The sequence below is a fragment of the Sporosarcina sp. P13 genome, assembly GCF_002743055.1.
Classification (GTDB): domain Bacteria; phylum Bacillota; class Bacilli; order Bacillales_A; family Planococcaceae; genus Sporosarcina.
Genome location: NZ_PDYM01000004.1, coordinates 141,774 through 154,825 on the forward strand (window position 1 = coordinate 141,774; position 13,052 = coordinate 154,825).

Here is a 13,052-nt window from a genome sequence, read left to right on the forward strand (position 1 = left end):
CGAAACGGTATACTTTCCGATCCTTCTTTATCGTCGACTACCGTTTCTTCCGCCAGCTAACAATGTTCTTAGGGTTAAAGTAGCTAAGCCCGATCAAGAAACCGGTAATAATTCCTGCGATGTGGGCAGTGACGTTAATGTTGGACCCTAAAAACGTCATCACGACACTAATCACAATAATCGGCAGGATTACTTGCTTCAATTGTGGGAAAACGTGCTTCGTGTAATAGACAAGCGCACCAAATGCACCGAAGACACCGAAGATTGCACCGCTCGCTCCAACATGCGTATATTCAGGACCTTGCAGGAAGAACGTAGCAATATCACCGAAAATACCAGCAAGCATATAGATTGTGATAAACCGTGCTTTCCCTGCAATTTTTTCTAACTCCGGTCCGAATATAAATAACGAGAACATATTAAACAGTAAATGCATAAACCCGCCATGTAAAAACATCGGTGTAAGTAATCGCCAATACTCTCCATTGGCGATAAGGAAGTTATTCCCTAGACCATATAAAAATATCTGGTGGCCAATGCCGGGAATCCACGTCAAAAGATAAATCCCGATATTCAGTGCCAGCAAAAATGTCACGACAGGATAAGCGCGAACATATTGTGAAAAGTTTTCAGTACGTATAAACATAGTTTCACCTCAATCTTCTATAATGATTATACCTATTTTTCACGTCAATTGGAAAGGAGACGTTTATTTTGATACAAGGAATTGGATTAGATATCGTCGAACTAGATCGCGTCGCGCGTTTGGATGGACGTAACGCAAAGTTTCGCGAACGGATTTTATCTCTAAGGGAACTGAAAATCTATGAAAGTTTAAGTGGTCATCGTAAAACAGAGTACTTGGCTGGCCGTTTTTCCGCAAAAGAAGCATTTTCAAAAGCGCGTGGGACAGGAATTGGCACGGATTGTGGCTTTCTTGACATTGAAGTCATTGCGGAACCAAGTGGTCGTCCGGTACTATACTTTCACGGGCGACCTGTAAGTGGATTCGTCAGTATCACGCACACGCAAACGGTCGCCGCTGCGCAAGTTATTTTAATGGAAACTTAAACGTGATCTATCACAATTTTACACAAGCTCGCATATTCAATACATCCCTCTCATAAGATAAGCTACCCGAATTGATTGGAGAAAGGATGAATTGAATGCGGAAACAGTTTTGGTTGTTAGTTGTCGTAGCGGTCATGCTAGTACTAGGAGGATGCGGTAAACCTTCTAAAGAGGATGTCATGAAGAAGCTCAGCGCAAAATGGAATGAAACGAAGGGCTATGAACTAAATGCCTCAATGGAAATTAAAACAGGTGCAGAGCCACGGGTGTATGACGTAGAAGTATGGCACACTAAACCGGAATTCTACAAAGTGAATGTAACACAATCGGGGAACGAAGAGTCACAAATGATCGTTCGTAATGAGGAAGGCGTTTTTGTTATAACACCATCTATAGGCAAGACCTACAAGTTCCAAAGTGATTGGCCGGCGCAAAATAGTCAAGGATATTTAATTGGAACATTAGCTGAAGATATGAAGGCTGACAAAGCAGCCACGATGGAAGAGAAAGAAAAGGAATACGTTTTTGAAACAGCAACCCGCAATAATCATAAGACCCTGTTGCCAACGCAAAAGATTCATATTGATAAGAAGACATTATTACCAAGCAAAGTAACCATTCACGACGAGACGGGTGCAGAAAAGATTGCGATTACATTCGCGAAGATTTCTCTCGGTGTCGAGCATAAAGTAGCTGATTACAAGGTAAAGGAAATGGAAAAACCGAAAGCTGAAAGCGATCAAGCAGAGTCGGATGATAAAGCAAAAGAAGATGATTCCGCTAATGAAGAATCAACAGGAGAAGAAACAGATTACCAAACGTATTATCCAGCAGTTAATTGGGAAGGTACTACCTTATCAGATGAACAAGTCATGAAGACAGAAAATGGGCAGCGTATCTTGATGACATTTAGTGGTGAGAAAGAATATGTCGTGATCCAAGAGCCGGCAGCGCAGCCGATGAATCAATTACCTGTATCTATAGAAGGTGATCCAGTGGATTTAGGATTTGCGGTAGCGGCTTTGACAGAGCAATCGATTCAATGGGAAGTGGACGGTGTGGCATTCTTCGTAGCATCTGATACATTAAGCAAAGAGGAGTTACTCACTGTTGCCAATTCAATGACTGTAACGGAAGCAAAATAATCAATGATTCAATCAATTGACTAACCTCTGCTTTCGGATGGATAATAAATTTTAGTAGATAGTCTATCCAAAACGAGGTGAAGCAAGGTGTTCAACGAGACGGATTATCGACCGACAAGGGCAATAATTGATACAAAGGCCATTAAGCATAATGTGGAACGTGTCATGTCCTATCTTCCGAAAGAAACTCAGCTAATTGCTGTAGTAAAATCGGATGGCTATGGACATGGGGCGGTACGTATAGCCCTTGCTGCATTACAAGCGGGGGCGGGAATGCTAGCTGTGGCTACACCGGATGAAGCGATGACCGTAAGAAAACATATTAAAAATGTCGATATTCTTGTGTTAGGAACTTCACCTAGTTCATTTGTAAAAGTGGCTGCGGAGCAAGATATTGTGTTGACAGTTACGAGTGATACCTGGGTACAACAAGTGAATAAACAGCCACCATACGAAAAAAAATGTAGGGTCCATGTAAAAATCGACAGTGGAATGGGCAGAATAGGGGTACGGACTGAAACAGAGCTCGCGAAAATAGTAAAATACATCAATCAGTCCAACCACCTATCGATTGATGGTGCATTCACTCACTTCTCGCGTGCGGATGAAAAGGACGTGGGGTTGACGAAGAGACAATTTCATCACTTCATGCAACTAGTTGGCTGTTTTCCTGAAAAACCACGCCTTGTTCATGCGTCGAATAGCGCTGCGATATTAGTATTTCCGGAATATGCGCTTGATGCTGTTCGTTACGGGATTAGCCTATACGGTATTGCGCCGTCCAAAGTGGTAGAGGAAAGATTACCGTTTGCGCTTGAGAGAGCGATGACGATTGAAACGGAACTCGCATATGTCAAGAAATTGGCGGCTGGTCAACCGCTGGGTTACGGTGGGAGATACGTAACGAACGAAGAAGAATGGATTGGCACGTTGCCGATAGGTTACGCGGATGGTTTGAAACGTGGTCTTACGGGGCAAGAAGTATTAATAGGAGGCAGGCGTGCTCCAATCGTTGGAACGATTTGCATGGATCAATGCATGATTAGGTTACCGCATGTATTCCCGGAAGGTGAAAAAGTAGTGTTAATTGGTAAACAAGGGGATGAAGAGATTGCGGTAGAAGAATGGGCGAATCGACTAGACACCATCCCATATGAAATAGCCGTAACATTTTCATCTAGGATACCTAGAATTTATAATTAAATAAGACTTATGTATAGAAGGAAAGTGTCGTCGCAACTATCGTGCATTTCGACAAACTAGCGAATAAACTTGTGTATCTTGTCATAAGAGTTCAATCCTTGTCTATTCTTATTAGAATATAAATGGTAAGATAGACTTGATATAGAATAAAGGGATGGGTTTGTCGGAGGTGCTCAAGTTGCGTACAGATAAAAACAATAAAAGAATACTAGGTATACCCTCAACAAAATCGCTTCAGCAAAATGAAGATGCGACCTTTAAACGGGAGCAGTTGCAAGATGATTTCGTTTATATGACAACAGCGAGACATATGGAAAATGGTGAAGCTTCTTTATTGCGGGAAGCTATGATCAGGGGTTATGTTGAAATGTCGCAGATTAATCTTAACATAGCGGCAGAGTGTTTATATGCGGAATTTGAAGCTCAGCATACCGTGGAACGTTGCGTCAGCGGAGGTTGAAAAGTTGGCAATAAAACGTGGAGACGTCTTTTTTGCAGATTTGTCGCCTGTAGTCGGTTCTGAACAGGGAGGGACGCGGCCGGTACTGATCATACAAAATGACATCGGCAATCGGTTTAGTCCTACAGTAATCGTGGCAGCTATTACTGCGCAAATACAAAAAGCAAAATTGCCGACACATGTCGAAATTACGGCGGCACGGCATGGTTTCGAGCGGGATTCAGTCATCCTGCTCGAGCAAGTCCGCACAATCGACAAGTCTAGGCTAACAGACAAAATTACGCACTTAGATGATACGTTAATGAAACAAGTCGATGGAGCATTACAAGTCAGCTTCGGGCTCATTAAGTTTTAGCATACATATTCTAACTACAGTTTTTGCAAACAAGCGCCAGTATGGCTGCTCACTATAAAACACTATAGCCAAAAGGCTATAGTGTTTTTTTGTAGTATTTTCAAGGAACGTCGCGAAAAACATGTAGTTTATGTAGATTTTCGTTACAATAGAGACAACTGAAGAAATAGGGAGGACGAAACTGGATGAACGAAGTCATGAGAAATAGTATATTTGATAACATTGAAACTATTACTACGCGCTGGATAGAGAGGATGAAAGACCATTCAGATGAACGTTTTCTAGATATAATGCCGGCTCCAGTAGTGGCAACGATGAGTAGGGAATTCACTGAATTGATGACATCAAATTTATCCACTAAAGAGCAAGTAGATAAAGACCGATTGGACGAGTTTACAAAGAAAATCATTCATTTTGGATGGTCGATAAAATTTATCAACCGGGCAATCGACGCATTTTCTTCCGTTATATATGAATTGTTTTTCGAGAATGGGATTTTAACAGACAAAAACCTCCGCGAAGGAGTCAATATCTTCGCAAGTTGGATTAATCCGTTGCGTGAAAGTATTATTGAGGAATACTCCGTGAAATGGGAGCGTACAGATAGCTTGCAGAAAATAGCGTTACAAGAACTTTCTGCATCACTCATTCCCGTATTCGAAAAGATTTCTGTCATGCCTTTAGTGGGTACGATTGATACGGAGCGTGCGAAGCTGATTATGGAGAACTTGCTAGAAGGTGTCGTGAAGCAACGTGCAGAAGTAGTATTGCTAGATATCACAGGTGTACCAGTCGTAGATACGATGGTCGCACATCATATTATACAAGCGGCAGATGCGGTCCGTCTTGTAGGGTCGAAATGTATGTTAGTGGGTATTCGTCCGGAAATTGCGCAGACAATCGTGACGCTTGGCATTAATCTAACAGACTTTTCAACGACGAGTACGTTGAGACGCGGCATGCAAAAAGCATTGCAAATGACAGGGCGTACTATTGTGGAGGAGGAATAATAGGATGAAGATGCGAATCCCGATTCTAAAGCTGAAAGAAACATTGATTGTATCGATTCAAGTGGAGTTGGATGATCAGACCGCTTTACAGTTCCAAGAGGATTTATTGAATGAACTGCATAAGACATCCGCTCGTGGCGTTGTTATTGATTTGACACCTATCGACTTCATTGATTCCTTTATCGCAAAAGTACTTGGTGACGTCATTCATATGACAAGTTTGATGGGTGCGAAAGTGGTCATTACAGGTATTCAACCATCTGTAGCTATCACATTAATCGAACTTGGCATCCGCCTAGAAAATGTAATAACTGCATTAGATCTGGAGAACAGGCTTGAGAAATTGACTAGAGAATTGGAGGCCTGACCATGGAACACAGGTCTTCTATAGATATAAATACGGAATGGGATATTGTTGCTGCAAGACAATTGGGTCGTAACGAAGCAAAAAGCACGGGCTTTGGAACGGTGGATCAAGCGAGAATTACAACGGCCATCAGCGAATTAGCACGAACTATCTATCTGTATGCTGGAAAAGGGCGAATCGAGATTCAATCCATTACAGTCGGACAGCGTGTAGGTTTAGTTATCATTGCTTCAGATGAAGGGCCGGGTATAGCGGATTTACAGAAAGTTATGACGGATGGCTATACAACTTCAGGTGGATTAGGCGCAGGTATGCCAGGAGTTAAACGGTTAATGGACGACTTCCGCATTGAAACGGAAGTTGGAGTCGGAACTACGATTACAGCGACGAAATGGTTGCACTAGGAGTTGAGCTACAATGCCACAAGAGGCGGGTAAGCAGTATAAGCAAATGCTGGAGAATTATCTGCACTCTAAAGGAGAGGAAGATCTCTATTTAGGTCAGCAGTTCAGCCGTAGTTTTATAGAGAAGAACATAGCACCGGAAGATGTCATTAGTATTCACAAAAACTCTATTGAAGAATTGATTGAAGATTTGCCGGCAGATGTTGGTGTTTCGTTTGATTTCTTAATTGAAATGATGATTCATTATGGACTTGCACTAAAAGAACATCAGAGTCTTATACGTAAACAAGAGTCCATCCAAATGGAGATGGACATTGCGGTAAGAGTGCAAAATACTCTACTACAGACGACCACTCCGGAAGTGATTGGGCTGGACGTTGGCTGGATCTCAAAACCAGCTAAACAAATGAACGGGGACTACGTATACTTTTTGAACGAAACTTCAAATGAAGTCTGCTTGGCGGTTGCAGATATCATCGGTAAAGGTATGTCAGCGGCTATGCATATGTCCATGGTGAAATTCGGTATGGATAGTTTACGTTATGAACAGAGAAGTCCTTCAGAAGTTCTTAGTTTCATTAATAATATGATTGAAAAAAGTATTTCTGATTCTATGTTCATCTCTATGTTTTATGGGAAATATGATACGGATACTTCTACGTTCCGATATGCATCAGCTGGACATGAACCAGCACTCCTTTACCGTGCGGCGGAAAAGAAGTTTTTGCTATTAGAAAGCAAAGGGCTCTTACTTGGCGTACAGGAAGGTGCGAAATATGAAGAACGCATCGTTAGATTAGAAGAAGGGGACTTCATAGCTGTTATGACGGATGGTGTCACTGAAACGAGAACAGAAAAAGGCTTTATTGAGCTAGATATCCTTGAAAAGTTATTGCACGATGTAAAGTGTGAAAAAGCACAGACGATGGTTGACTTTATATTTAACCAACTATCTAAAATGCAGGATTATGTGTTGCATGACGATTTCACATTAGTTATTTTAAAGAAAGTAAATTAAAGGTTTAGTTTGTTCAGAAATGGGTATAAAACAAAAGGTGTGCAGAAAAATGTACATGCAATGAAAAAAATAAAGAAACTAATCGGGGTGTCGATATGAATTTACAAGTAGAGCAAATAGATAAAGATTTGGTTCATAATTTTAAGATTATCGGGGAAATCGATATATATACAGCGCCAAAACTAAAGGAACATTTAGCTAGTTTAGAGCAAGCAGAAGGAATGGAAGTTGAGTTGGACTTATCTGAAGTGAATTATATGGACAGTACAGGCCTGGGTGTTTTTGTTGGCTTTTATAAAGAAGTAACAGCTAATAATGGTAGTTTAGTAATCAAAGGTTTGAATCAACGTCTGTACCGACTGTTTGAAATCACTGGTTTAAATGAAATTATGCAGATAGAACAGGCTGAAGGTGGCGAAGATGATGCAAGTGTTTGATTATATCGAAGTAAAAGTTCCTGCTAAGCCACAATATGTAGGTGTTGCACGTCTTGCGATATCGGGTCTTGCGAGTCGTGTCGGCTTTACATATGACGAAATCGAGGATTTGAAAATCGCAGCAAGTGAAGCGTTGACGAACGCGGTGCAGCATGCTTATGATGATGGGAAAGCGGGCGAAGTCATTTTAGGTTGTGCCATCTACGAAGATCGTTTAGAGATTGTTGTTACAGATCACGGACAAAGTTTTGATTTTGAAGAAACGAAAAAGAAAGTCGGACCTTATCAAGATTGGAATGAAGAGTCACCGCTTAGAGAAGGTGGCTTAGGTCTTTATCTGATGGAGACGCTGATGGATGAAGTAAAAGTTGATCATGGGGAGGGCGTCATTGTTTTCATGACCAAATATTTGGGCAGAGAGCGGGGAGAAGGGCATGTCAAATCAACAGTCTTCTCGTGACAATGAAACGAAACAACAAGTGATTGAATGGATACACGAATATCAGGAGAATAATGATGAGGAAGCGCAGACGCAACTGGTCCTTCATTACGAACGACTCGTTCACTCGATTGCTCGTAAATATTCTAGGGGTCAATCGCATCACGAGGATATTGTGCAAGCGGGAATGCTTGGCTTATTGGGCGCTATTCGTCGTTTTGATCCGGAACAAGGGCGGAGTTTCGAGGCGTTTGCTGTACCGACAATCATTGGTGAAATTAAACGTTTTCTTCGTGATAAGACATGGGCTGTTCATGTGCCGCGCCGCATTAAAGAATTGGGACCGAAGATAAAAGCGGCTGTTGAGGTCTTGACGACAGAGTTTCAGCGTTCACCTATGGTGTATGAAATCGCTGAATACCTAAATACAGACGAAGAACTTGTACTTGAAGCGATGGAGATGGGCCGGAGTTATCAGGCATTGTCGATAGATCATACGCTAGATGCTGATTCCGAGGGCGGTACGATTACGTTGCTTGATATTATAGGTGAAGTTGATGATGGGTTTGAAAAAACAGATCAGCGAATGCTTGTGTTAAATGCCCTTAATGTCCTAAACGAGCGCGAAAGACAAATTATCCAGTATACATATATTGATCAGATGAGTCAGAAAGAAGCTGGGGAATTATTGGATATATCTCAAATGCATGTCTCTAGGTTACAGAGGAAAGCGATTAAAAAACTGCAGGAAGTTATTCTTACGAGCGGTGGTGCAAAACAGTGAAAACTTTTGAGAATGAATATGTAGAAGCTTGTATTTATCAACAGTCGAAAAAAGGAAATAAAGATTCTGGGGATGCTTACTACATTCATTCAGAAGAAGATTATTTCATTTGTGCAATTGCAGATGGCTTGGGGAGTGGGTTACTTGCAATGGAATCTGCTGAAGTGATCCCGGAAGTTCTGGAAGAATATCATCATGAATCACCTGACGATTTGTTACTGCGTTGCAATAAGGAGATGTTCCATAAACGTGGCGCCGCGGTCGGTATTGTAAAAGTTTATTATGCACAACAAACTTTGGAGTATAGTTGTGTCGGCAATATCCGTCTATATATTTTACAATCAAATGGTCAGATGATTTATCCTCTGCCGGTCATGGGTTATTTATCTGGACGTCCACAATTGTTGCGCACACAACGCTATCCGTATCATAAGAATGATCGTTTTTTCCTTCATTCGGATGGTGTGAACTTGCGCAGTCCGAAAAAGTACTTGCAGGAAAATTCAACACCATATCAGTTGTACAAGAAGGTTGAAAGTACGATTGAAGATCATGATGACGCGACATTTATCGCGGCAAGCCTGCTTCATTAAGTTGAGGCAGTTTTTTTATGTATAAAAATAGAAGGCGTAGGAAGGAAAGCGCTATCAATATATGCTATTATATGGAAAGGAGAAAGGGTGGTTGAAATGTCGAGAGATCTTATGGAAGCAACTGCGAGTCGAGCAGGAATTGACAAACGTCAAACTGCAAGTGTTATCGCACTTTTAGAAGAAGGCAACACAGTACCTTTTATTGCCCGTTATCGTAAAGAGGCGACGGGATCATTAGATGAAGTACAAATTAAGGATATTGAGAATGCGTATCATTATGTGAAAGCATTAGAACAACGGAAAGAAGAAGTGCTTCGTTTAATAGAAGAACAAGGAAAATTAGATGATTCATTAAAAGCTGAAATTGAACGTGCTACAGTATTGCAAAGAATTGAAGATTTATACCGCCCGTATAAGCAAAAACGCCGGACGAAGGCGATGATTGCTATTGAAAATGGTCTGGAACCATTAGCGGATCAGTTGATGCAGCAAACATCTGCGTCAATCGAAACGGTAGCACAAGCGTATATTAATCCTGAAAAAGAAGTCAATACAATTGAGGATGCTATAGAAGGTGCAAAATTCATCATTGCTGAACGTGTATCCGAAGATGCGTCTATGCGTGAGAGAATTCGTAAAATCACATGGTCCACTGGTAAATTGACTGCAACTCTGAAAAAAGATGCGGAAGACGATCGTAAAGTATTCGAAAACTACTATGAATATGAAGAACCGCTAAATAAAATCGTACCCCACCGAGTGCTAGCAATCAATCGTGGAGAAAAAGAAGATGTTCTGCGCGTAGGCGTAAGTTTCCCATCTGCTCGTATTGTTGGCGATTTAGAAAGAACCTATCTAAAGCATACTGCGACCCCAGCGGCTTTCTATATAAAAGAAGCATTGGAAGATTCGTTTAAACGATTAATCGCCCCTTCTATTGAAAGAGAAGTGCGAACAGCGCTCACTGAAAAAGCAGAAACGCAGGCGATTCATGTATTTTCCGAAAATCTAAGAAGTCTTTTATTGCAACCGCCGTTAAAAGGTAGAACCGTTCTTGGTGTCGATCCTGCCTTCCGTACGGGATGCAAGCTAGCAGTAGTAGATGAAACAGGGAAGCTACATGATATCTCTGTGATTTATCCGCACCCCCCAAAGCCGCAAAAAGAAGCTTCAAAAAAAGTAATACTAGATTTATTGAAGAAGTATCCAATATCGATCATCGCAATCGGTAACGGAACGGCTTCGCGGGAAACCGAGAAGTTCATCGTAGATCTGATTAAAGAAGCGACAGAACCAGTTTCCTACGTCATTGTCAATGAAGCGGGAGCGAGTGTGTATTCAGCATCGCCACAAGCTAGAGAAGAGTTCCCAGATTTACAAGTTGAACAACGTAGTGCGGTGTCCATAGCGCGTCGTTTACAAGATCCGCTGTCCGAGCTAGTAAAAATTGATCCAGAATCTATAGGTGTCGGGCAATATCAACATGATGTGGCGAAGAAGAATTTGACGGAATCTTTATCGTTCGTCGTTGAAACGGCAGTTAACCGGGTTGGAGTCAACGTCAATACAGCTTCATCATCTCTTTTGCAATATGTTTCGGGCCTATCTAAAACAGTCGCAGAGAATATAGTTAAAGCAAGAGAAGAAGCGGGTATGTTCACGAAGCGGACAGACTTGAAGAAAGTTCCTAGACTCGGTGCGAAAACATACGAGCAAGCTATAGGTTTCTTGCGCATACCCGAATCTAAAGAACGTTTTGATTCAACGGGAATTCACCCGGAAAGTTATAAGACTGCAGAATTGATATTAAAAGAATTAGGGTTACAGAAATCCCAACTAGGAACACCAGAAGTTACAGCTGCACTTGAAAAAGTAGATACTGCACAACTCTCATCTCAACTAGATGTAGGAGAAATTACACTTCAAGATATTATCCAAACGTTGCAACGACCAAATAGAGACCCGCGTGACGATTATCCTCAGCCGTTATTGAAAGCTGATGTGCTGGATATCAAGGATGTGCATGAAGGAATGGAACTGCAAGGAACCGTCCGAAATGTGGTTGATTTTGGTGCTTTCGTTGATATAGGTGTTTCTGAAGATGGGTTAGTCCATATTTCAAAACTGAAAAAAGGATTCGTCAAGCACCCACTAGATGTTGTGGCATCGGGTGATATTGTAACCGTCTGGATTGATTCAGTCGATCGTCAAAAAGGCCGTATAGCATTAACGATGCTACCTCCAACTAAATAAAGGAGGAAATTGAGTATGTCGGACGAGGAACTACAACAACTGGTCGAGTGTATTTCACAAGATATTTTTTATAAACCATTTGGACATCGTGCGATCTTCAATAAAAGGCTACGTACAACAGGTGGCCGTTATAAGTTATCCAATCACTTCATCGAGATCAATCCTCTCGTCATACAACTCTATGATGAAGATGAATTAATCGGAATCATTAAGCATGAGTTGTGTCATTACCATCTTCATATAGAAGGAAGAGGGTATAAACATGGGGATGATGATTTTAAACAGTTATTGCAAAGCACGAATTCACCACGTCATTGTAAGCCACTTGCACAACGCCGAGCCAAGAGTTCTGTCATTCATATCTATCGTTGTGTAAGTTGTGGTCTAGAATATCAAAGAAGAAGAAGAATGAATTGCAGAAAGTATCGCTGCGGTAAATGTGCAGGTGAAATTACCAAGGTGAATTAATAGGACGACCAAGTCGTCATGATTTGGTTGTCTTTATTATTGAAAGTAATAAGTTCAGCTGTCAATTAAATTAAAATGAAAAACAAATACGAGGTAAACGTTGTTAAATCAAGGTTTCCAAGGTGTTTAAAAAGTATTTTTAAAAACTTTAACGAAAACAGTTGACGAAATGAATGAGTCTGTCTATAATAGTAAAAGTCGAGTGAGACAAGCGAAACAAATTGCTTGCATGTTCGACAGACATTATAACGAAGGCCCCTTGGTCAAGCGGTTAAGACACCGCCCTTTCACGGCGGTATCACGGGTTCGAATCCCGTAGGGGTCACTTTTAGTAATCACAAACGAATGCCTAGAGATTTGGATTCAAATCATCATTAGTGGGGTATAGCCAAGCGGTAAGGCAACGGACTTTGACTCCGTCATTCGTTGGTTCGAATCCAGCTACCCCAGTCATTTTATTACAGTCGTTTCTAACGGTTGTTATAGAATCTAAAGAAGGTATTTGGTACAATTCGTTTCATTACTACTGAAACGAGCCGTTAGCTCAGTTGGTAGAGCATCTGACTTTTAATCAGAGGGTCACAGGTTCGAATCCTGTACGGCTCACCACTTTTTTTAAAAAAGTTGTTGACATCGTAGATCAGTCATGTATAATAGAGTTTGTCGCTAAAACAGAGCGGTAGTGGCGGAATGGCAGACGCGCTAGGTTGAGGGCCTAGTGGGGGTTAACCCCGTGGAGGTTCAAGTCCTCTTTACCGCACCAAACATTCTAACCAATACAATTTTATATGCGGGTGTAGTTTAGTGGTAAAACCTCAGCCTTCCAAGCTGATGATGAGGGTTCGATTCCCTTCACCCGCTCCATATTACTTAATAAACTGAACCTTGAAAACTGAACAGCAAAACGTTAGCGAAATAAACGTTTGTGCATCGACTCTGTCGGTGACATAAACAAAATGAGTATCTTAATTGATGCCAGCAAATGAAACTCGAGCTAATCGAATTTCTCTTTTATGGAGAGTTTGATCCTGGCTCAGGACGAACG

The 13,052-nt window shown here is 41.3% G+C and carries 16 protein-coding genes and 5 tRNA genes; 20 read left to right on the forward strand and 1 reads right to left on the reverse strand.

Annotated elements, in window-relative coordinates; genetic code table 11:
* Positions 1 to 37: 37 nt before the first annotated feature.
* On the reverse strand, positions 38 to 646 hold the full coding sequence (locus CSV79_RS03965) for a rhomboid family intramembrane serine protease (RefSeq protein ID WP_099687730.1): 609 nt from the start codon (positions 644 to 646) through the stop codon (positions 38 to 40).
* Between the two features lie 68 nt (positions 647 to 714).
* On the opposite strand from CSV79_RS03965, the gene acpS reads away from it, so the two are divergent.
* The 20 genes from acpS (at position 715) to CSV79_RS04065 (ending at position 12,871) form a co-directional block, all read left to right on the forward strand.
* Positions 715 to 1,071, forward strand: coding sequence for a holo-ACP synthase (acpS, locus tag CSV79_RS03970; protein WP_099687731.1), 357 nt, complete (start codon positions 715 to 717; stop codon positions 1,069 to 1,071).
* Positions 1,072 to 1,166: 95 nt separating this feature from the next.
* Complete coding sequence (locus CSV79_RS03975; RefSeq protein WP_099687732.1) at positions 1,167 to 2,216, forward strand: LolA family protein; 1,050 nt, start codon at positions 1,167 to 1,169, stop codon at positions 2,214 to 2,216.
* A gap of 87 nt (positions 2,217 to 2,303) precedes the next feature.
* Positions 2,304 to 3,419 (forward strand): alanine racemase, encoded by a 1,116-nt coding sequence (alr, locus tag CSV79_RS03980; protein ID WP_099687733.1) that lies wholly within the window; start codon positions 2,304 to 2,306, stop codon positions 3,417 to 3,419.
* Positions 3,420 to 3,573: 154 nt separating this feature from the next.
* On the forward strand, positions 3,574 to 3,879 hold the full coding sequence (locus CSV79_RS17360; protein ID WP_099687734.1) for a transcriptional regulator: 306 nt from the start codon (positions 3,574 to 3,576) through the stop codon (positions 3,877 to 3,879).
* 4 nt (positions 3,880 to 3,883) lie between these two features.
* On the forward strand, positions 3,884 to 4,234 hold the full coding sequence (locus CSV79_RS03990) for a type II toxin-antitoxin system PemK/MazF family toxin (RefSeq protein ID WP_099687735.1): 351 nt from the start codon (positions 3,884 to 3,886) through the stop codon (positions 4,232 to 4,234).
* A gap of 185 nt (positions 4,235 to 4,419) precedes the next feature.
* On the forward strand, positions 4,420 to 5,244 hold the full coding sequence (locus CSV79_RS03995) for an RsbT co-antagonist protein RsbRA (RefSeq protein ID WP_099687736.1): 825 nt from the start codon (positions 4,420 to 4,422) through the stop codon (positions 5,242 to 5,244).
* A gap of 4 nt (positions 5,245 to 5,248) precedes the next feature.
* Positions 5,249 to 5,611 (forward strand): STAS domain-containing protein, encoded by a 363-nt coding sequence (locus CSV79_RS04000; RefSeq protein WP_099687737.1) that lies wholly within the window; start codon positions 5,249 to 5,251, stop codon positions 5,609 to 5,611.
* A 2-nt stretch (positions 5,612 to 5,613) separates the two neighbouring features.
* On the forward strand, positions 5,614 to 6,015 hold the full coding sequence (locus tag CSV79_RS04005; protein WP_099687738.1) for an anti-sigma regulatory factor: 402 nt from the start codon (positions 5,614 to 5,616) through the stop codon (positions 6,013 to 6,015).
* 13 nt (positions 6,016 to 6,028) lie between these two features.
* Positions 6,029 to 7,033 (forward strand): PP2C family protein-serine/threonine phosphatase, encoded by a 1,005-nt coding sequence (locus CSV79_RS04010; RefSeq protein ID WP_099687739.1) that lies wholly within the window; start codon positions 6,029 to 6,031, stop codon positions 7,031 to 7,033.
* A 95-nt stretch (positions 7,034 to 7,128) separates the two neighbouring features.
* Positions 7,129 to 7,470: an STAS domain-containing protein gene (locus CSV79_RS04015; protein ID WP_099687740.1), complete on the forward strand. Its 342-nt coding sequence runs from the start codon at positions 7,129 to 7,131 to the stop codon at positions 7,468 to 7,470.
* The gene (rsbW, locus tag CSV79_RS04020) at positions 7,457 to 7,930 is read left to right on the forward strand and encodes an anti-sigma B factor RsbW (RefSeq protein WP_099687741.1); all 474 of its coding nucleotides are present in this window, start codon (positions 7,457 to 7,459) and stop codon (positions 7,928 to 7,930) included. The genes CSV79_RS04015 and rsbW overlap by 14 nt, the downstream gene beginning before the upstream one ends.
* On the forward strand, positions 7,905 to 8,693 hold the full coding sequence (gene sigB / locus CSV79_RS04025) for an RNA polymerase sigma factor SigB (RefSeq protein ID WP_099687742.1): 789 nt from the start codon (positions 7,905 to 7,907) through the stop codon (positions 8,691 to 8,693). Before rsbW ends, sigB begins: the two co-directional genes overlap by 26 nt.
* Complete coding sequence (locus CSV79_RS04030; RefSeq protein WP_099687743.1) at positions 8,690 to 9,286, forward strand: PP2C family serine/threonine-protein phosphatase; 597 nt, start codon at positions 8,690 to 8,692, stop codon at positions 9,284 to 9,286. Before sigB ends, CSV79_RS04030 begins: the two co-directional genes overlap by 4 nt.
* Positions 9,287 to 9,382: 96 nt before the next feature.
* Positions 9,383 to 11,539, forward strand: coding sequence for a Tex family protein (locus tag CSV79_RS04035; protein WP_369824911.1), 2,157 nt, complete (start codon positions 9,383 to 9,385; stop codon positions 11,537 to 11,539).
* A gap of 15 nt (positions 11,540 to 11,554) precedes the next feature.
* Positions 11,555 to 12,007 (forward strand): SprT family protein, encoded by a 453-nt coding sequence (locus tag CSV79_RS04040; RefSeq protein ID WP_199171865.1) that lies wholly within the window; start codon positions 11,555 to 11,557, stop codon positions 12,005 to 12,007.
* Positions 12,008 to 12,260: 253 nt separating this feature from the next.
* Positions 12,261 to 12,332, forward strand: a tRNA-Glu gene (locus CSV79_RS04045).
* 53 nt (positions 12,333 to 12,385) lie between these two features.
* Positions 12,386 to 12,457 (forward strand) — tRNA-Gln (locus CSV79_RS04050).
* An 83-nt stretch (positions 12,458 to 12,540) separates the two neighbouring features.
* A tRNA-Lys gene (locus CSV79_RS04055) sits at positions 12,541 to 12,616 on the forward strand.
* Between the two features lie 67 nt (positions 12,617 to 12,683).
* Positions 12,684 to 12,770 (forward strand) — tRNA-Leu (locus CSV79_RS04060).
* Positions 12,771 to 12,797: 27 nt separating this feature from the next.
* A tRNA-Gly gene (locus CSV79_RS04065) sits at positions 12,798 to 12,871 on the forward strand.
* Positions 12,872 to 13,052: the final 181 nt, after the last annotated feature.

Coding starts and splice junctions, on each gene's coding strand:
- sigB (WP_099687742.1), top strand. CDS start 7,905: ATGTCAAATCAACAGTCTTCTCGTGACAATGAAACGAAACAACAAGTG.
- CSV79_RS03995 (WP_099687736.1), top strand. CDS start 4,420: ATGAACGAAGTCATGAGAAATAGTATATTTGATAACATTGAAACTATT.
- CSV79_RS04005 (WP_099687738.1), top strand. CDS start 5,614: ATGGAACACAGGTCTTCTATAGATATAAATACGGAATGGGATATTGTT.
- CSV79_RS03965 (WP_099687730.1), bottom strand. CDS start 646: ATGTTTATACGTACTGAAAACTTTTCACAATATGTTCGCGCTTATCCT.
- CSV79_RS17360 (WP_099687734.1), top strand. CDS start 3,574: ATGGGTTTGTCGGAGGTGCTCAAGTTGCGTACAGATAAAAACAATAAA.
- CSV79_RS04015 (WP_099687740.1), top strand. CDS start 7,129: ATGAATTTACAAGTAGAGCAAATAGATAAAGATTTGGTTCATAATTTT.
- CSV79_RS04040 (WP_199171865.1), top strand. CDS start 11,555: ATGTCGGACGAGGAACTACAACAACTGGTCGAGTGTATTTCACAAGAT.
- rsbW (WP_099687741.1), top strand. CDS start 7,457: ATGCAAGTGTTTGATTATATCGAAGTAAAAGTTCCTGCTAAGCCACAA.
- CSV79_RS04035 (WP_369824911.1), top strand. CDS start 9,383: ATGTCGAGAGATCTTATGGAAGCAACTGCGAGTCGAGCAGGAATTGAC.
- CSV79_RS04010 (WP_099687739.1), top strand. CDS start 6,029: ATGCCACAAGAGGCGGGTAAGCAGTATAAGCAAATGCTGGAGAATTAT.
- CSV79_RS04000 (WP_099687737.1), top strand. CDS start 5,249: ATGAAGATGCGAATCCCGATTCTAAAGCTGAAAGAAACATTGATTGTA.
- CSV79_RS03975 (WP_099687732.1), top strand. CDS start 1,167: ATGCGGAAACAGTTTTGGTTGTTAGTTGTCGTAGCGGTCATGCTAGTA.